The organism is Sphingomonas panacis (assembly GCF_001717955.1).
Taxonomy (GTDB): Bacteria; Pseudomonadota; Alphaproteobacteria; order Sphingomonadales; family Sphingomonadaceae; genus Sphingomonas; species Sphingomonas panacis.
Genome location: NZ_CP014168.1, coordinates 1,684,862 through 1,702,447, shown reverse-complemented (window position 1 = coordinate 1,702,447; position 17,586 = coordinate 1,684,862). Strand labels below are relative to the sequence as shown.

The window sequence follows — 17,586 nt, the reverse complement described above, 5'->3', positions numbered from 1 at the left end:
CGCACCTCTCCGTTCGTGCTGAGCTTGTCGAAGCACGTGTCCGGGACACGCCCTTCGACAAGCTCAGGGCGACCGGCAGAAGGTGGCGGAGCGCGTTACCGCCCGAAGGTCGCCTCACCGGCAAGCGGCGCGGTTACCGGGGCAGCAGCCGCCTGCGCCTCGGGCGCGATCTTGCCGAGATGCGGCGAGACCTTGGTGCCCGGTATCGCCATCTGCACGCCGGCGATGACGACGCGATCGGTCGGCGCGAGGCCGGAGCGCACGACGCGCAGGCCGTTGACGACCGGGCCGAGCACCACCGGCTTGGCGGTGACCTGATCCTGCTTGTCGACCGTCAGCACGATCTTGCGCGCCTGATCGGTCTGCACCGCGGCATCGGGCACGAGCAAAGCGCGGGTGGTGCCGCCATTGGCGAGCCGCATGTTGCCGAACATGCCGGGGGTGAGGAAATACTTCGGGTTGTCGAGCACCGCGCGGCCGCGGATCGTGCCGGAACGCTGGTCGAGCGCGTTATCTGTGAAGTCGAGCTTGCCCTTCCAACGATGCTCGCCCTCGTCCTGCAACTGGATCTCGACCGGCGCAGGCGCGGCGCCCGGCTGGCGGTTGCGCTGGGTCTTGAGATACAAAGCCTCTGACCCGTCGAACTCGAAGTAGATCGGGTCGAGCGCGTTGATCGTGGTCAGCACCGTGCCACCCGTCCCTTCGCCGCCCGCGACCTGATTGCCGGGATCGACACGACGATCCGAGATTCGCCCGGCGATCGGCGCGCGGACCTGGGTGAACTCGACATCGAGCGCGCGTGCGCGCACCCGCGCCTGCGCCGCCGCCAGTGCGGCGCTCGCGGCCTGGACCTTGGCGCGCAGCGAATCGACTTCGCCCGCCGAAACCGCTTCGTCATCGACCAGCCGGGTCGCGCGGCTGAGATCGGACTTGGCGAGCGCGAGCGCGCTCGCCGCGCTGGCGACGTTCGCCTTGGCCTCGGCAAGCTGCGCCGCGAACGGCCGCGCGTCGATCGTGAAGAGGAGTTGCCCCTTGTTAACGATATCACCGTCGCGGAAATGGACGCCCGTGACTTCGCCGTTGATGCGCGGCCGGATTTCGACCGTGCGGCTGGCGGCGAAGCGGCCGATGTAATCGTCCCATTCGTTGACATCGCGCACCAGCGGCGTCGCCACCGTCACTGCGGCCGGCGGCATCGCCGCCACGGTCGGCGCGGGCGTGGCGAGCTTCGCGCCGGCATAGCCCACCACCGCGAGCGGCAGCAGGATCGCCGCGCCGCGCTGCCAGCCCGGCATGCGCGACCATCCGCGCGACACCGGTGTCGAGTCCGCGACCGAAATCGGGGTTTCCATGTTCATGCGGCGATCTTCCACGCGAGCGAACCCATCGTGCCGCCGGTGATGCTCGCCACCAGCAGTTCGGCCTGCGCCATCGTGAAGCCCGCCTGCAGGAAGCCGGTCACTTCGGATGCGGGCAGCGCATAGCCACGCCGCCAGGCATGTACCGCCAAGCGGCGCAGCGTCTCGAGCTTGGGCTCGGCGAGGCGCGAGGCCTTGCCGAAGCCGAACAGCCCGCCGAACGCCCGCGAGATCGCGCCGGGTTCGTCCAGGCTGCTGATCCGGTCGCGCCGCGCGACCGCGATGACGCTCCATTCGAGCGCGGAGAAACTCGGGCCGGCGGCGGCGGTTTTCGCGGTGTCGCGGCTGGCGCCAGGTGCGGCGAACGGATGTTCGAGATCGAGATAAGCCATCATACGTCCCCTTGGACAGCCACGCGCCAACGGCCACGCGCACGCACGCCTGCGACGCGATAGGACCGGCAGTTTGGGCAAGGTTCGAGCGGCGCGGAGAGACAAGACTCCGCCTGCCCGCGTCTACGATTCAGAAAGCGATGTGTAGAGCAGCCGCGCAGCCGCGACTGTTTGGATTCAGCAGGTCGGTCTCATCATTCGGCGGTTCCTTCGCCTCGATGCCAGGCTGACATACCGACCTAGCTTCACTACCAATCGGTATATAATGGAGTGCTGCACCGCGTCAACAGCATTCTATACCGGCAGGTAAATTATTTCGTCGGCCACACCGAAAGGCTCGTCTCGACGAGTTGCGTCAGATCGGCGCAGCAGGTCCCCGCACCGGCTTGCACCGACAGGCCCTGCATGATCGCATACAGGAAGCGCGCCAGCGCACACGGCTCGAGTCCCTCGGGAAACTCGCCCTCATCCTTCGCGCGCTGGAAACGTGCCACCAGCGCCGCCTCCGAAGACGCGCGCCGCGCGATCACGTCGGCACGGATCGATTCGGCCTCGGCACCGCAGGAGATCACGCTCATGATCGCCATGCAGCCCTTGGGATCGCACGAACTCGTCTGCATTTCGAGCGCGCCGCGCAGGAACCGCTCGGCGACGCCGCGCGCGGTCGGCGCGGCCAGCGCCATCTCGGTATAAGCGAGCTTATCACGCTCGTAGAGGTCGAGCGCCTTGTGGAACAACTGCTCCTTGTTGCCGAACGCGGCGTAGAGGCTCGGCTTGGTGATGCCCATCGCCGCGGTCAGTTCCGCCATCGACGCGCTCTCATAGCCGTTCTGCCAGAACACGCGCAGCGCGGCGGCGAGCGCGGTGTCGAGATCGAACTCGCGCGGCCGGCCCTTCGTGGGCGCAATCATCTCAATCTGTTCCATACCGATCGGTATATAGGTGTGGGAACACGCAGAGTCTAGGCGTAGCCGCACTCGACTCCGCTATGCCCGGGTCAGCTATGGTTGCGCGGGTAGATGATGATCGAGAGATAGCGCATCGGCAATTGCACCAGCTCCTCCGGCCCGTGCTGCGCGCCCGAATCGAACATCATCGTGTCGCCGGGCTTGAGGTGGAAGGTCTCGCTGCCGTGGCGGTATTTCAGATCGCCTTCGAGCATGTGGATCAGCTCGACCCCCGAATGGCTGAAGCTGGTGTGCGGCGTCGCGCGCTCATCGAGCGTGATGAGATACGGTTCGACGACGACATCGCCGCGCGAAAGATGGCCGAGCAACTGGTAATTGTGCCCCGCCTTGGTGCCGCGCCGCTCGATATGGACGCCGCGCCCGGCCGGCACGAACGAGCAATCCTGCCGATCCTCGACGCTTTCGAACAGCGACGAGATCGGCACCGACAGCGCATGGGCGAGCGACTGCACCGTCGTCAGCGAAGGCGATATCTGGCCATTCTCGATCTTCGACAGCATGCCGAGCGAGATGCTCGCCGCCGTCGCCAGATCGGATACCGAGAGATCCTGCCGGCGGCGCAGCAAGCGGATCTGTGTGCCGAGGGCACGCTCCAGCGTGCGCGCTTCGGTGGTTGGCGCGCTCGATACGGTGCGCAGCTCCTCGATCTCGGCGGCTGCGGTCTCGATATCGTTCACCAACTTGGGCACGTCCATACTCCTTCACTGTCGGCCCGCACGGGTCGAGCCGGAAGCCGCCCTGTCCAGGAACAATGTAGCGGCTCGTCCTTGCCCCAATCGCGCCATTGCCAGCGATGCGCAACAGCGTTGTCGGCGTCAGCGTCCGTGGATGCGGTCGAGTGCCCGTGTCGAGCGGACGAATTGTCCGACCTGCGGATTGAAGCCGGCCGCGCGACGGCAAAAGCGCCTCGCGCAACCATGACGGCGGGTCGCGTGTTAAACATGCGCCACAGAGGGAGCTTGCCATGACGCATCAGCCACCGATTCCAGAAGCCGCCACCTCGCCCTACCCGCTTCGCCCCGCGCCGATCGCGGTGTCGGAGGCCAAGCCGCGCCAGTCTGCGGCGCGTAAAACCGAAAACGCGGGTCTGGGCGGTCTTTCCAATACGGTGATCGGGATCGGCGCCGCGATCGGGATCAGCGCCGTCGCCGCGATCGGCGGCGTGGTGCTCGCCCGCCGCCGCCGCACCGGCGCCAAGGCGAGTTCCAAAGCGAGCCCCAAATCCCGTCGGGGCAAGGCCGATGACACGCGCAAGCGCGGCGCGGCGGATCGCCGCCGCGTGGCCGCGGGCCAGCCCTATGAGGTCGCGTATTTCGCGCGCAAGCACAAGATCAGCACCGCCGAGGCGCGCGACATCATCCAGGAAGCCGGACCGGATCGCAACGCCGCCAATGCGCTCGCCAGCAAGCGCGCCGCCGCCAGCGTGCATTGATCGCACAATGCGGCCTGCCCGCGTGATCGCGGGCAGGCCGCACAGCCATTACGCCTTGAGGCTCTTGGCCATGTTGAGGTGCGCGGCAACGGTCGGCACCAGCCCGCTCGCGAAGGTCTTGAGCGCCGGCACGTCGCCGCCGGTGGCATAGACCTTCAGCGCGTCGAGCGTCTGCTGGTGGCCGGCGGTCTGCGCGTCGATATAGGCCTTGTCGAAATCCGCGCCGGTCAGCTTGGTCATCGCGTCGAGCTTCTGCTGCTGGTCCGCCGTCAGCGACGGATCGGGCGTGATCGCCGGGCTGAGGCCAGCCGCGACCGTCTTGAGCTTGGCGGTCGATTTGGTGTGCGCGTCGATCATCTCCTGCGCGAATTTCTTGACCGATGCCGATTTCGACGTGGCGAGCGCCGCCTTCGACGTGGCGATCTCGAACGCGTCGCTCGATGCGGCGGTGTTCGCGAAGGTCTGGCCCGCCGCGGGCGCCATCGCCGTGTCGTTCATCGTATCGGTGCCGTTGACGGCATCGGTTTCCGAAATCGTCATCGTGTTGGTGGACACGTTGCTGGTGTCGGTCTTCTGACCACAGCCCGCCAGCGCGAGCGTCGCTGCCGAAAGCAGCGTCAAGCTCTTGATCTTCATACAAGTCTCTCCTGTTGAGCGCGCCCGGCGCGCAATCCCTCAACGGCTCGCCCCGGCGGGTGTTCCGTGTGGCGATCGCCACGGACCTTTGCACCGCGCGTTTCGTTCCACCCCCGGTAGCCGGTCAGCGGCGACATGGAGGAACATCACGCATGAGCATCTTCGGCAGCATCATGGGCAAGATTTTCGGTCACAAGAGCGCAGCCCCGGCAGCGGCGAACGCCGCCCCCGCCCCCGCGCCGGCGGCAGCACCAGCGCCGGCCCCCGCCGCAGCCCCGCAGGGCGCGCCCGCGCAGGCGGTCGATGTCGGCGCGGTGCTGTCGGAAATGGCGTCGATGAAAAGCGGCGGCGGCAACTACCAGTCGTCGATCGTCGATCTGCTCAAGCTGCTCGATCTCGATTCGAGCCTCGACGCGCGCAAGCAACTCGCGGACGAACTCGGCGTCCATGCCGGCGCGAACGGCAGCGCGGAGCAGAACATCGCGCTCCACAAGGCGGTGATGGCCAAGCTCGCCGAAAACGGCGGCGTCGTGCCGGACAGCCTGCGCGGCTGACGATGTGCGGGCGGCGCCGCAGCGGTTCCGCCCGTCTTCAGACCTCTCGCGAGATCAGTGCGTCAGCGCGCTCTCGCTCCAGCCGAGCGCCTGCGCCGTCACCGCCAATTGGGTGCGGTTGCGCACGTCGAGCTTGCGCATCAGCGCGGTCATGTGCGCCTTTACGGTCGCCTCGGCGATACCGAGATCGAACGCGATCTGCTTGTTGAGCTGCCCGCTATAGACCCCGCCCAGCACCTTGCGCTGAGTCGGCGTGAGCCGGGCGAACGGCGCCGGTAGATCGGTCGCCGGGGCGGTGAGCGCCGCCTTTGGTTGCTGCCTCATCATCTTCACACAGCCTCTCCCCATTATGGCGATGCCTGGCAGGCGTTCGACTGCCGGATAGCGCCATGCGCGCGGTGCCCGTGGTGAGTCTCCGCACCGCGATGCTATGCGAATTGGTTGGACAGATTCAAGCCGTCATTGCTGATATTCGCATATTGTGTGATTTTTTATTTCATAGTGCCGGAATGCTGTCGTACAGATATCGGCACCCGGAGCAATTTTGATCCTGACCGACAATCCCCTAATCTGAAGCATGGTCGCCACCCGGAGGCGACGCTGCGGAGAGCGATGATGAGCGAAGGGCGCCTGGCCGACCGGGCCTATGCCGGGATCGTCGAGATCATCAACGGCGATGCGCTGGAAGTCGGTGATCGCCTGCCCTCGGAGGCGCGTCTGGCGGAGATGTTCGGCATGTCGCGCACGATCGTCCGCGAGGCGCTGGTCCGGCTGGCGGCGGACGGCATCACCGAGGCGCGGCGCGGCGCCGGGTCGTTCGTCAAGGGTCGCCCGTCCGACCGGCTGATCGCCTTCATGCCGATGGATCACATGTCGGCGACGTTCGGCACCTATGAAGTCCGCTTCGTGCTTGAGGCCGAAGCCTCACGCCTCGCCGCGACGCGGCGATCGGCGGAGGAGATGGCCGGCATCGACGAAGCGATGCAGGCGCTTCGCACCGCGCTGTTGTCGAGCGCGCCCGCGCATGACGAGGACATGGAATTGCACCGCCGCATCGTGCTGGCCACCGCCAACCCGGCGTTCCTGGTCGCGTTCGAGGCGCTGTTCGCCGATGTCGACCGGATCATGCGCGCCGGTGTCGACATTTCGCGCTCGCGCCCGCCCGAAGTAATCGGCGCGATGCTGCGCGAGCATGAGATGCTGGTCGACGCGATCCGCGCGCAGGATGCCGACGGCGCCGCGCTCGCGATGCGCTGGCATTTGTCGGAAGGGCGCAAGCGGCTGCTGCCTTAGACTACGGCGTCGTGCTGCCCGGTGTCGCGCGTTTGCCGCCGCCGGGCACCAGCCAGCCGCCGTCGCTCAGCCAGTCGGCAAGCCGGTCGGGCCAGTGTTGCAGCGAGACTCGCTCAGAATGCATCGCGACGTTGAAGCCGTGGTCGGTATCGGCGAACAGATGCAGTTCGGCGGAGACATGTGCCGCGCGCAATTGCTGGTACAACGTGATGCTCGGCTCGGCGCAGCACGGGTCGAGCGTGCCGGCGGCGAGGAAGGCGGACGGCGCGGCGGCAACGGCGGGCGCGGGGATGCCGAGCGGGCCGGGGTAGATCAGCACCTGGAAATCGGGACGTCCGTCGGTTCGGTCGACGCCGTCCGCGTTCGCGACCGGCGGCGCGGGCGCATCGGCGACGTGCGAGACGAGTTCGCCGCCCGCCGAAAACCCCATCAGCCCGATGCGGTGCGGATCGACGCCATAATCGGCGGCGTGTGCGCGCACGAAACGCACCGCGCGCCGCGCATCGGCAACCGCGTCGCGCTCGATCTGGAAGGTCGAGCCTGGCTCGCGCGCGAGCCGGTATTTGAGCACGAACACGGTGATGCCGAAGCGGTTGAGCGTGCGGGCGGGCATCACGCCCTCGTTGACCCACACCAGCATACGGTGCCCGCCGCCGGGGATGACGATCATCGCCGCGCCGTTGGCATGCGCCGGATCGGCACGGAACACCGTCAGCGACGGGCGGTGGACGCTGCGGATGTAGCTGTTCTCGACGATCTCGGGCGAGTCGCGCGCGGGATCGGCGCCGGGCGGGCCGTTCGGCCACAGCGGCACCGTGGCCGGTTCAGGAACAGGCGCCTGCGCCATGAGACCGAGCGCGATCACCGCCAGACCCAGGCTCCGCCTCATCGGCCCGTTTCCCCCGTATAGCGCGCGGCATCGGCGTCGCCCTCGCCTTCCAGCCACGCCAGCGCGGCATGGCAGAGCGCGGCGGGCGGCGCGCTCGCATCCAGAGTCGTCGCGGCTTCGTCGCGCATCGGCGGTTCGAGCGTCGCCAACTGGCTATCGAGCAGACTGCTCGGCATATAATGGCCGGCGCGGTGCGCGACGCGTTCGCGCAGATCGTCGGCGTTGCCGTCGAGCAGGATGAACCGGGTCGGCCCGTCGATCGCGCGCGCGAGCCGGTCTCGGTAGCAGCGCCGCAGCGCCGAACAGGCCGCGACCACCAGATCGTTGGCGTGGAGCTCCGCGCCGATCGCCGCGCCGAGCCGGTCGAGCCATGGCCAGCGATCGGCGTCGGTGAGCGGGTGGCCGGCGCGCATCTTGGCGACCGCCGCCGCATCGTGAAACGAATCGCCCTCGACGAACGCCGCGCCGAGCGCCTCGGCGAGCCGCGCGCCGAGCGTCGACTTGCCGCTGCCGCTGACGCCCATGACGATCACCGCCATCGGCGCGATCCCGCTGTGACTGACTGGCCGCTGCAAATCCCGTTCCCGATTTCGGACGGCGCCCACGCCGGGCGGCTTCGAGTCGCTAGGTATCGCCGCACCGCCCACGCTGGAACTACGACCTTGGTCGCGGATGCCGCGCAACCCGAAGCGGCGTATCCAGCGATCGACCAGGCGCACAAGCGCTGGCCGGGAGGACGTCCAAGTGCGGAACACAGCGGCCTTGTTGGCGACCGCAGCGACCGGATTGCTCGCGCCAGCCGCGCTCGCGGCCGCGCCGCCGCCGTCGCGTTTCGCCACACGCCCAGCCGAACCTCACGCTGTTAACGTTACCAACGGCGCCGATGGCCGCAGCGACGCGACGCCAGTGATCCAGCAGGCGATCGACACGGCGCGCGGCACCGGCGGCAACGGCATCGTCTTCCTGCCCTCTGGCCGCTACCGGCTGACGCGCAGCATCCTCGTGCCGCCCGGCGTGCGGATCTTCGGCGTCGGGCCGACGCGGCCCGTGCTGGTGCTCGCCGATGCGACGCCCGGCTTCCAGACCGGCGTCGCGACGATGGTCGTGTTCACCGGCGGCGATCAATATGCCGTCGGCAAGGTGCCGGTGCCCGTGCCGACCGTGGTGCCGCCGCGGGATGACGTGCGCGACGCCAATTCGGCGACCTTTTATTCGGCGATGAGCAACGTCGATGTCGAGATCGGCGCGGGCAACCCCGCCGCCGCCGCCGTGCGCTTCCGCGTCGCGCAGCACGCCTTCCTCAGCCACATGGACTTCCGGCTCGGTTCGGCCTTCGCGGGGGTCTATCAGGCCGGCAACGTCATGCAGGACGTCCACTTCCACGGCGGGCGCTACGGCATCGTCAGCGAGAAGACCTCGCCCGCCTGGCAGTTTACGCTGATCGATTCGAGCTTCGACCATCAGCGCGACGCCGCGATCCGCGAGCACGAGGCCGACCTGACGCTCGTCAACGTGCGCGTCAGCGATACGCCGGTCGGGATCGATATCGACCCCGGCTATAGCGATTCGCTGTGGGGCAAGGACGTGCGGTTCGAACGCGTGTCGCGCGCCGGTGTCGTCATCAGCCGCGAAACCAGCGCGTTCACGCAGATCGGCTTCGACAATGCCGTCGCCACCGATACGCCGGTGTTCGCGCGGTTCCGCGAGAGCGGCAGGACCGTCGCCGGGCAAGGCCGCAGCTACCGCGTCGCATCCTTCTCGCACGGGCTGAGCGTGCCGACGCTCGGCGCGACCGGCACGATCGCCACCGATGCGCAGATCGCGCCGCTGCACGCGCTACCCCCGGCCCCCACGCCGGCGATCCGCGCGCTGCCAGCGGTCGCGCAGTGGAGCAGCGTGCGTGATCTCGGCGCGACCGGCGACGGCAGGACCGACGATACGCAAGCGCTGCAACGCGCGATCGACACGCACCGCGTGCTGTATTTGCCGATCGGCTTCTACCGCGTCTCGGCGACGCTCAGGCTGCGCCCCGACACCGTGATGATCGGGCTGCATCCGGCGCTGACCCAGATCGTGCTGCCAGACAACAACCCCGCCCATGCCGGTGTCGGCAGCGTCGTGCCGATCCTCGCAACCCCCAAGGGCGGCGACACCATCCTGTCGGGGATCGGGCTGTTCACCGGCCGCGCCAATCCGCGTGCGAGCGCCTTGCTGTGGCGTTCGGGCGCGACCTCGCTGGTCGATGACGTCAAGATCATGGGCGGCGGCGGCACGCCCACCGCCGACGGTCTGCCGCTTCAGGCGCTCAACGGCCACAGCGGCGATCCGGTCGCCGACAATCGCTGGGACGCGCAATATCCGAGCATCTGGGTGACCGACGGCGGCGGCGGCACTTTCGTCGATATGTGGACGCCCAACACCTTCGCGCAGGCCGGCTTCTCGGTTTCGGACACCAGCACGCCGGGGCACGTCTACCAACTCTCGGCCGAACATCACGTCCGCAACGAGATCGTGCTCGACGGCGTGCGCAACTGGGAGTTCCTCGCACCGCAGACCGAACAGGAAGTCGGCGAGGGCATGGACGCGACCTCGCTCGACATCCGCAATTCGAGCAACCTGCTGTTCGCCAATTACCACAGCTACCGCGTGACGCGGACGTTCCACCCGGCGGTGTCGGCGGTCACGCTGACCAACGCGTCCGACATCCGCTTCCGCAACGTCCATATCAACGCCGAGAGCGGGTTCGCGACCTGCGACGCCAATGGCTGCGGCACCTATCTGCGCGCCAGCAAGTTCCCGTTCGATAATGCGATCCAGGACCGCACGCGGCATCTCGAAATGCGCGAGCGCGAGTTCGCACGGCTCGACATCCCGGCGACTCCGGCCCCGGCCACCCCGCCCGCGCCAATCCCCGGCGTCGGCGCGGTGACGAAGCTGGAGAGCGGCTTCTTCTCGATCTCGGGCGCGGCGGCCGACGCCAAGGGCGCGCTCTATTTCGTCGAGCATCGCTTCCAGCGCATCTACCGCTGGAGCGCGGCGAAAGGGCTCGAGATCGTCCGCGACGCGCCGCTCGATCCGGTCAATCTCGCGGTCGATCGTTCGGGCAAGCTGCTGGTGTTGTCCTCGCTCGGCGCGGAGGGGAGCGTCTATGCGTTCGATCCCGCCGGGCCGAAGGGCGAGGTCACGGTCATCGCGCCGACCCCGGTCGCGCAACACGCCCGCGCCGACGTTCTGCTGCCGGGCAATTGGTGGAACAACGGCGAGTTCCGCGATCAATATGACGCGAAGACCGACCATTTCACCACGCTCGGCGAGATGTTCGCGCGCGATGCCGCCGCCCCCAAACTCCGCGAATATGTCTCGCCCGACGGCAGCGTCGTGCTGCCCGCGTTCCGCGTGTTCGAACAGGGTCCGGCCGATCATATCGGCTGGCGCTTCTCCGACACGCTCGACGCTTACGGGTTCGCGCGCGCCGCCATCGGCAACCGCGCGTTCGTGAGCAACGAATCCGAAGGCCGCACCTATAGCGGGGTGGTCGGCGCGGGCGGTACGCTCACCGATCTCAAACCCTTCGCGGAGCGTGGCGGCGAAAGCGTCGCGGTCGATGCGCAGGGCCGCGTCTTCGTCGCGAACGGACAGGTGTTCGTCTACGCGCCCGACGGCCGCGAGATCGGGCGGATCGACGCTCCCGAACGCCCGCTGCAACTGGTCTTCGGGGGCGAAGACGGCGGCACATTATTCATCCTGACGCACCACGCGCTGTATGCGGCGCCGGTGCGCGGCGGCTGAACGCATTCAAAAAACGACGATAAAACAGGTGAGGATCATCATGGCCAACGCGATTTCCGAGGACACCCACACCCCCCTGCCCCGCCGCACGCGCACGACGGTGCTGACCGCGAGCCTCGCCGCGCTGATCGCGGTGGCGATCGCGAGTCCCGCCACCGCGCAGACCGCGCCACCGCCCGAGCCGGCGACCCTGCCCGCCGAACCGCCCCAAGCGGCGGAGCAGGACATCGTCGTCACCGGATCGCGCATCACCACCGGCGGCTTCAACGCGCCCACCCCGACTCAGACGATCGGCGCCGCCGATATCGCGCGCAACGCCGAACCCAACGTCTTCACCACGATCGCGCAATTGCCCTCGCTGCAAGGGTCGAGCGGCGTGACCACCGGCACCAACAGCACGTCGAGCGGCCAGCAGGGCCTCAGCTCGTTCTCGCTGCGCGGCCTCGGCACGATCCGCACGCTGACCCTGCTCGACGGCCAGCGCGTGGTCGGCGCGAACGTGACCGGCGTGCCCGACATCAGCCTGTTCCCGCAATTGCTCATCAAGCGTGTCGACGTGGTGACGGGCGGCGCCTCCGCGTCCTACGGTTCGGATGCGGTCGGCGGTGTCGTCAACTTCATCACCGACAAGCGTTTCGAAGGCTTCAAGGCCAATCTCCAGGGCGGCATCACCACCTATGGCGACAACAAGCAGGTGCTGTTCCAGGCGGCGGCTGGCCGCGCCTTCTTCAACGATCGCCTGCATGTCGAAGTCAGCGGCGAATATGATCATGAGGACGGCGTTCCCGCCGGCGGCTTCGGCGAGCAACTCGCGAACGGGCGCGACTGGTATCGCACCACCACCTTCCTCAATCGCGGCGTAACCAATGACGGATCGCCGCAATATCTCGTGCGCGATCATGCTCAGGCGTATCAATATACGAAGTACGGCCTGATCTCGAACGGCCCGCTTCAGGGCACCGCCTTCGACGTCAACGGCAAGCCGTTCCAGTTCCAGTACGGGTCGAACGGCGTGCCGGCGAAGAACGCGGCGGGCAATGTCTCGGGCTGTTATTCGGCGGGCAGCTTCTGCCAGGGCGGCGATCTCTCGGGCAACGTCGGCATCGGCACGACGCTGCAATCGCGGCTCGATCGCTACAACGGCTATGGCCGGATCGGGTTCGACATCGATCCCGACAACGAGCTCTACGCGACCGTCAACATCGCGCAGGTCGACACGATGAACCAGCCCAACCCCGGCGCGACCAAATCGGGGCTGACGCTGCAATGTTCGAACCCGTTCGTGCCAGCCTCGATCCTCGCCGCATGCAACGCGGCCGGCATCACCAGCTTCCAGTTCGGCACCAGCAACGGCCAGTTGCCGAAGAACATCACCGTCTATCCCACGCGCAAGCAATATCGCTTCGTCGGCGGCGCGGCCGGCAAGCTGCAGGTGTTCGGCACGCGCTGGAACTACGACCTGTCCTACGAGCATGGTGAGAACATCACCGACATCCACGTCAAGAACATCATGCTCAACAACCGCTATGCGGCGGCAGTGCAGGCGATCAGCCTCGGCGGGCAGATCGTCTGCGCGGACCCGGTCGCGCGGGCGAATGGCTGCGTGCCGATCAACATCATCGGCGGCGCGACGCCGAGCGCCGCAGCGCTCGAATATATCGAACCGAGCAACGGCCCGTTCCAGCACACCCGCCAGACCGAGGACGCGTTCAACTTCAGCTTCAGCGGCTCGCCGCTGAGCCTGTGGGCGGGGCCGGTGTCGTTCGCCGCCGGTGCCGAATATCGCAACGAATTCTATCATGTCATCGGCGACCCCTACGGCAACGGCGATACGCCCGAGACGCCGTACAACAGCACCTATCCGGCCGATCCGCTGCTCAACACCGCCGGCGGCAACTGGTACGCGGGCAATTACCATGCGGGCCGCGGCAGCTATCACGTCGCCGAAGGCTTCCTCGAAGTGAACCTGCCGTTCCTCAAATCGGACTCGCTCGGCAGCGCCAACCTCAACGTCGCAGGACGCGTGACCAATTACAGCACGTCGGGCACGGTCTATACCTGGAAGATCGGCGGCACGTGGGACACGCCGATCGACGGCGTCCGCCTGCGCGCGGTCACCTCGCGCGACGTGCGCGCGCCCAATCTGTCGGAACTGTTCGCGGCGCCGATCTCCACCACCGTGCCCAATTTTACCAATCCCGATCCCAACCGCCCCGCCGGCGTGCCCTCGACGCTGACCATCCTCCAGAACGCGATCGGCAACACCGCGCTCAAGCCGGAAATCGCGCGCAACACCACGGCGGGCATCGTGCTGTCGCGGCCGCACTGGCTGCCGGGCTTCAGCGCGTCGTTCGATTATTACCGGATCAAGGTGAACGGCGTCATCTCGACGCTCAGCGCGCAACAGGAAGTGAACCTCTGCTATCTCAACAACATCACCTCGCTGTGCGGCGCGTTCAACCTGACGCCTCCGGCCGGCACCACCCCGTTCGTCAACCTTCAGGCGTTCAACCTCGCCTCGATCTTCACCGACGGCTTCGATATCGAGGCGAGCTACCAGTTCGATGCGAGCAAGTTCGGCGTCCCCGGCAATGTCGTACTGCGCGGCCTCGCCACCAACGTGAAGAACTTCATCACCGATCCGGGCGTGCCCGGCACGATCCCGATCCAGAGCGCCGGGGTCAACGCCGGCAACACGCCATCGTGGAAGCTGCTGGTGACCGAGGCGTGGAACACCGACCGGTTCAGCCTCAGCGTCCAGCAGCGCTGGTTCAGCGACGGCGTGTACGCCAAGGAATATGTCGTGTGCAGCGCCGGCAACTGCCCGGTCTCGACCACGCAGCATCCGACGATCGACAACAACACCATGCCCGGCGCTTTCTATCTCGACATCGGCGGGTCGTTCAACGTTACCAAAAAGCTCAACGTCTATTTCAAGGTCGACAATCTGCTCGATCATGACCCGGAACCGTCGCCGCAGACCAATACGGGTATCGACGTCAACCAGGCGCTGTACGACACGCTTGGCCGGCTGTTCCGGGTTGGCGCGCGCTACAATTTCTAGGATTGTCCTCCCCTAGCCCCGGCCGGTGGCCGGGCGCCCCCTCGTCCCGGCCGATTGGCCGGGACATCTTTTTTCCAAGGATGCGCCATGTCCGGCTGGTCGACCCCGTTTCGTGCAACGCTCCTCGCCACCGCGCTGCTGGCGGGCGCGCCGGTGGCGGCATCGCCCTCGGTGTACGTCACCGCCCCCGATGACCGCCACGCCGTCACCGTCGCGGGCACGCGCGATGGTCGCAGCGACGACACCGCCGCGCTGCAATCCGCGATCGATGCGGCGGCGGACAAAAACGGAGGAGGCGGCGGCGGGATCGTGTTCGTGCCGTCGGGGCGCTACCGGATCAGCCGCACGATCTTCATCTGGCCGGGCGTGCGCGTGTTCGGCGTCGGCAAGACCCGGCCCGTGATCATGCTGGGCGATGCGACGCCGGGGTTCCAGCAGGGCGTCGCCAACATGGTGATCTTCGCCGGCGCCCGGCCCGGCGAGGCCGGGATTCGCGGCGGCGAACCGCTCAAGCCCGGTCGCGTGCCCTTTCCGCCGCCGGGCAGCGTGCCGTTCAACCCAGACATCGCCGACGCCAACCCCGGCACCTTCTACCCCGCGCTGGCGAACGTGGATTTCGCGATCGGCGCGGGCAACCCCGCCGCCACCGCGATCCGCTTCCACGCCGCGCAACACGCCTATCTCGCGCATATCGATTTCGACCTCGGCTCGGGGCTGGCCGGACTCTACCAGGTCGCCAATCAGGCCGAGGATCTCCACTTCCACGGCGGGCGCTACGGCATCCTCACCGAAAAGCCGTCGCCGGCATGGCAGTTCACCCTGCTCGATTCGAGCTTCGACGGGCAGCGCGAAGCGGCGATCCGCGAGCATGAGGCGGGCCTGACCTTGGTCAACGTCGCCTTCCGCAACGTGCCGACCGCGATCGATATCGATCGCGGCTATGGCGACTGGCTGTGGGGCAAGGACGTGCGGTTCGAGAACGTATCGAACGCCGCCGTCGTCATCAGCAACGAGACCAACGTCTACACGCAGATCGGCTTCGAGAATGCGCTCGCCACCGCCACGCCCACATTCGCGCGCTTCCGCGACAGCGGCAGGACGGTGGCGGGCGCCGGCGCCCGTTACCGGGTCAGCCGGTTCGGCTATGGCCTGACGCTGCCCGGCCTCGGCACGACCGGACGCTACGAAACGGTGATGCAGGCCGCAGCGATCACGCGCCTGCCAGCGCCGCCGCCCCCGGCGATCCGCGCGCTGCCCGCAACGACGACGTGGGCCAACGTCCGCAACCTCGGCGCGAAGGGCGACGACGCGACCAACGACACCGCCGCGATCCAGCGCGCGATCGACACGCACCGCACCATCTATTTTCCGGCCGGGCGCTATGTCGTCACCGATACGTTGCGGCTGAGGCCAGACACGGTGCTGGTCGCGCTCCACCCGAGCCTCACCCAGATCATCCTGCCCGATCATACCCCCGCGTTTCAGGGCGTCGGCAATGCCAAGCCGCTGATCGAGAGCGCGCGCGGCGGCGATGCGATCGTCTCGGGGCTTGGCCTGTTCACCGGCGGGATCAACCCGCGCGCCACCGCGCTGCTGTGGCAGGCCGGCGCGCAGTCGCTGGTCGAGGACGTCAAGTTCCAGGGCGGCCACGGCACCGACCTCGCCGACGGCAGCCGCTTCAACCCCTATAACGCCAACCACACCGGCGATGCCGATCCCGCCAAGCGCTGGGACGCGCAATATCCGAGCCTGTGGGTGCGCGGCGGCGGCGGCACCTTCGCCAATCTGTGGAGCCCCAACACCTATGCGCAGGCGGGCATGCTCGTCTCCGACACCGACACGCCGGGGCATGTCTACCAGATGTCGATCGAGCATCACGCCCGCGCCGAATTCGTGCTCGATCATGTCGCCAATTGGGAATTCCTCGCCCCCCAGACCGAGGAGGAAGCGGGCGAAAGCCAGGACGCGGTCTCGTTCGAGATCCGCCACAGCCATGACCTGCTGATCGCCAATCTCCATGCGTACCGTGTCACGCGCTCGCTCAAGCCCGCGCCGGCGGCGGTGCGGCTGACCGACTCCCAGCGCATCCGTTTCCGCAACATGCACGTCAACGCCGAGAGCGGGCTTGGCACCTGTGACGAGAATGGCTGCGCGACCTATTTGCGCGCGAGCAAATTCGCCTACGACAATGCCATTCAGGACGTGACTCACGGGCTGGAGGTGCGCGAGCGCGAGTTCGCCGCGCTCGACGTACCCGCCGATCCTGTCGCGCCCGCACCGGACGGCGCGTTCGCGAACGTCAAGGTCGAACGGCTCGCCGACGGCTTCTTCTCCGCCGCCGGCGGCGCGGTCGATTCGCAGGGCAAGCTCTACTTCGTCGATCACTGGAAGCAGCGCATCTACGCCTGGTCGCGCGGCGAGGGCCTGACGGTGGTGCGCGACACGCCGCTCGATCCGGTCAACCTCGCGGTCGATCGCTCGGGCAAGCTGCTCGTGCTGTCGTCGAACGGGCGCGAGGGCACCGTCTACAGCCTCGATCCCGCCGCCCGCGACGGCGCGATCACGGTGATCCCGCCGACCCCGGCGGTCGATCATCCCGGCGCGGCGACGGCGCTGCCGGTCGGCTATTGGGTCAATGGCGAGTTCAAGGATCAACTCGACACCAAAACCTTCACCTACCCGACGCTCGCCGACATGTTCGTGCGCGACATCGGCCTCGCCAAGCCCCGCGACTATGTCTCGCCCGACGGCAGTCTCGTGCTGCCCGCGTACCGGACGTTCCAGCAGGGGCCGTCCAATTTCCTCGGCTGGCGCTTCTCGGATTCGCTCGACAGCTATGGCTTCACCACGGGCCGCGTGGGCGAAAGCGTGTTCGTCACCAACGCGTCGGAGAACAAGACCTATCGCGGGCGTGTCGCCCCCGGCGGCGCGGTGCGCGACCTCACTGCCTTCGCGGATCGTGGCGGCGAAAGCGTGACGACCGACGCGCAGGGCCGCGTCTACGTCGCCAACGGGCAGGTGTTCGTCTACGCGCCCGATGGCAAGGCGATCGGCCGGATCGACGTGCCCGAGCGGCCGCTGCACCTGCTGGTCGGTGGCGCGCAGGGCAAGACGCTGTTCGTGCTCACACACCATGCGCTCTACGGCGTGGCGCTGAACTGAGGCCGGCGCGACGGCGCCGCGAGCGGTGCCGTCCTATGTTCGAAAGACA

The 17,586-nt window shown here is 67.6% G+C and carries 14 protein-coding genes; 6 read left to right on the top strand and 8 right to left on the bottom strand.

What is annotated here, in order from left to right; translation table 11 throughout:
• Window positions 1-95: 95 nt before the first annotated feature.
• The 4 genes from J0A91_RS07710 to J0A91_RS07695 form a co-directional block, all read right to left on the bottom strand.
• Entirely contained in the window at window positions 96-1,358 is a 1,263-nt protein-coding gene (locus tag J0A91_RS07710; RefSeq protein ID WP_069204416.1) for an efflux RND transporter periplasmic adaptor subunit, read from the bottom strand.
• Window positions 1,355-1,750 (bottom strand): hypothetical protein, encoded by a 396-nt coding sequence (locus tag J0A91_RS07705; protein WP_069207141.1) that lies wholly within the window; start codon window positions 1,748-1,750, stop codon window positions 1,355-1,357. The genes J0A91_RS07710 and J0A91_RS07705 overlap by 4 nt, the downstream gene beginning before the upstream one ends.
• 311 nt (window positions 1,751-2,061) lie before the next feature.
• A complete protein-coding gene (locus J0A91_RS07700; protein WP_240502234.1) occupies window positions 2,062-2,661 on the bottom strand; it encodes a TetR/AcrR family transcriptional regulator in 600 nt (199 codons plus the stop codon).
• A gap of 86 nt (window positions 2,662-2,747) precedes the next feature.
• Window positions 2,748-3,407, bottom strand: coding sequence for a helix-turn-helix domain-containing protein (locus tag J0A91_RS07695; protein WP_240502233.1), 660 nt, complete (start codon window positions 3,405-3,407; stop codon window positions 2,748-2,750).
• A 275-nt stretch (window positions 3,408-3,682) separates the two neighbouring features.
• Here J0A91_RS07695 and J0A91_RS07690 point away from each other — a divergent pair, with 275 nt between their 5' ends.
• Complete coding sequence (locus J0A91_RS07690) at window positions 3,683-4,150, top strand: DUF3606 domain-containing protein (RefSeq protein ID WP_069204413.1); 468 nt, start codon at window positions 3,683-3,685, stop codon at window positions 4,148-4,150.
• A gap of 48 nt (window positions 4,151-4,198) precedes the next feature.
• Here J0A91_RS07690 and J0A91_RS07685 read toward each other — a convergent pair whose 3' ends face one another.
• On the bottom strand, window positions 4,199-4,786 hold the full coding sequence (locus J0A91_RS07685) for a DUF4142 domain-containing protein (protein WP_069204412.1): 588 nt from the start codon (window positions 4,784-4,786) through the stop codon (window positions 4,199-4,201).
• Window positions 4,787-4,938: 152 nt separating this feature from the next.
• Between J0A91_RS07685 and J0A91_RS07680 the strand changes: the two genes are divergently transcribed.
• The gene (locus J0A91_RS07680; protein WP_069204411.1) at window positions 4,939-5,340 is read left to right on the top strand and encodes a DUF3597 domain-containing protein; all 402 of its coding nucleotides are present in this window, start codon (window positions 4,939-4,941) and stop codon (window positions 5,338-5,340) included.
• A 54-nt stretch (window positions 5,341-5,394) separates the two neighbouring features.
• Here the strand turns inward: J0A91_RS07680 and J0A91_RS07675 are convergent, their stop codons facing one another.
• Window positions 5,395-5,667 carry a helix-turn-helix domain-containing protein gene (locus tag J0A91_RS07675; protein ID WP_069207140.1) on the bottom strand — a complete coding sequence of 91 codons (273 nt, stop codon included), beginning with the start codon at window positions 5,665-5,667 and terminating at the stop codon, window positions 5,395-5,397.
• Window positions 5,668-5,955: 288 nt separating this feature from the next.
• Here J0A91_RS07675 and J0A91_RS07670 point away from each other — a divergent pair, with 288 nt between their 5' ends.
• Window positions 5,956-6,633: a FadR/GntR family transcriptional regulator gene (locus J0A91_RS07670; RefSeq protein WP_069207139.1), complete on the top strand. Its 678-nt coding sequence runs from the start codon at window positions 5,956-5,958 to the stop codon at window positions 6,631-6,633.
• 1 nt (window position 6,634) lies between these two features.
• Here J0A91_RS07670 and J0A91_RS07665 read toward each other — a convergent pair whose 3' ends face one another.
• Both J0A91_RS07665 and J0A91_RS07660 read right to left on the bottom strand, forming a co-directional pair.
• The gene (locus J0A91_RS07665; RefSeq protein ID WP_069204410.1) at window positions 6,635-7,522 is read right to left on the bottom strand and encodes an alpha/beta hydrolase; all 888 of its coding nucleotides are present in this window, start codon (window positions 7,520-7,522) and stop codon (window positions 6,635-6,637) included.
• Complete coding sequence (locus J0A91_RS07660; RefSeq protein WP_069207138.1) at window positions 7,519-8,061, bottom strand: gluconokinase; 543 nt, start codon at window positions 8,059-8,061, stop codon at window positions 7,519-7,521. The genes J0A91_RS07665 and J0A91_RS07660 overlap by 4 nt, the downstream gene beginning before the upstream one ends.
• Window positions 8,062-8,266: 205 nt before the next feature.
• Between J0A91_RS07660 and J0A91_RS07655 the strand changes: the two genes are divergently transcribed.
• The 3 genes from J0A91_RS07655 (at window position 8,267) to J0A91_RS07645 (ending at window position 17,537) form a co-directional block, all read left to right on the top strand.
• On the top strand, window positions 8,267-11,311 hold the full coding sequence (locus tag J0A91_RS07655) for a glycosyl hydrolase family 28-related protein (protein WP_420852819.1): 3,045 nt from the start codon (window positions 8,267-8,269) through the stop codon (window positions 11,309-11,311).
• A 40-nt stretch (window positions 11,312-11,351) separates the two neighbouring features.
• Complete coding sequence (locus J0A91_RS07650) at window positions 11,352-14,375, top strand: TonB-dependent receptor plug domain-containing protein (RefSeq protein WP_083224919.1); 3,024 nt, start codon at window positions 11,352-11,354, stop codon at window positions 14,373-14,375.
• 87 nt (window positions 14,376-14,462) lie between these two features.
• Window positions 14,463-17,537, top strand: a complete 3,075-nt coding sequence (locus J0A91_RS07645) for a glycosyl hydrolase family 28-related protein (protein ID WP_069204408.1) — start codon at window positions 14,463-14,465, stop codon at window positions 17,535-17,537.
• Window positions 17,538-17,586: the final 49 nt, after the last annotated feature.

Coding starts and splice junctions, on each gene's coding strand:
- J0A91_RS07710 (WP_069204416.1), bottom strand. CDS start 1,358: ATGAACATGGAAACCCCGATTTCGGTCGCGGACTCGACACCGGTGTCG.
- J0A91_RS07705 (WP_069207141.1), bottom strand. CDS start 1,750: ATGGCTTATCTCGATCTCGAACATCCGTTCGCCGCACCTGGCGCCAGC.
- J0A91_RS07700 (WP_240502234.1), bottom strand. CDS start 2,661: ATGATTGCGCCCACGAAGGGCCGGCCGCGCGAGTTCGATCTCGACACC.
- J0A91_RS07690 (WP_069204413.1), top strand. CDS start 3,683: ATGACGCATCAGCCACCGATTCCAGAAGCCGCCACCTCGCCCTACCCG.
- J0A91_RS07685 (WP_069204412.1), bottom strand. CDS start 4,786: ATGAAGATCAAGAGCTTGACGCTGCTTTCGGCAGCGACGCTCGCGCTG.
- J0A91_RS07680 (WP_069204411.1), top strand. CDS start 4,939: ATGAGCATCTTCGGCAGCATCATGGGCAAGATTTTCGGTCACAAGAGC.
- J0A91_RS07675 (WP_069207140.1), bottom strand. CDS start 5,667: ATGATGAGGCAGCAACCAAAGGCGGCGCTCACCGCCCCGGCGACCGAT.
- J0A91_RS07670 (WP_069207139.1), top strand. CDS start 5,956: ATGAGCGAAGGGCGCCTGGCCGACCGGGCCTATGCCGGGATCGTCGAG.
- J0A91_RS07665 (WP_069204410.1), bottom strand. CDS start 7,522: ATGAGGCGGAGCCTGGGTCTGGCGGTGATCGCGCTCGGTCTCATGGCG.
- J0A91_RS07660 (WP_069207138.1), bottom strand. CDS start 8,061: ATGGCGGTGATCGTCATGGGCGTCAGCGGCAGCGGCAAGTCGACGCTC.
- J0A91_RS07650 (WP_083224919.1), top strand. CDS start 11,352: ATGGCCAACGCGATTTCCGAGGACACCCACACCCCCCTGCCCCGCCGC.
- J0A91_RS07645 (WP_069204408.1), top strand. CDS start 14,463: ATGTCCGGCTGGTCGACCCCGTTTCGTGCAACGCTCCTCGCCACCGCG.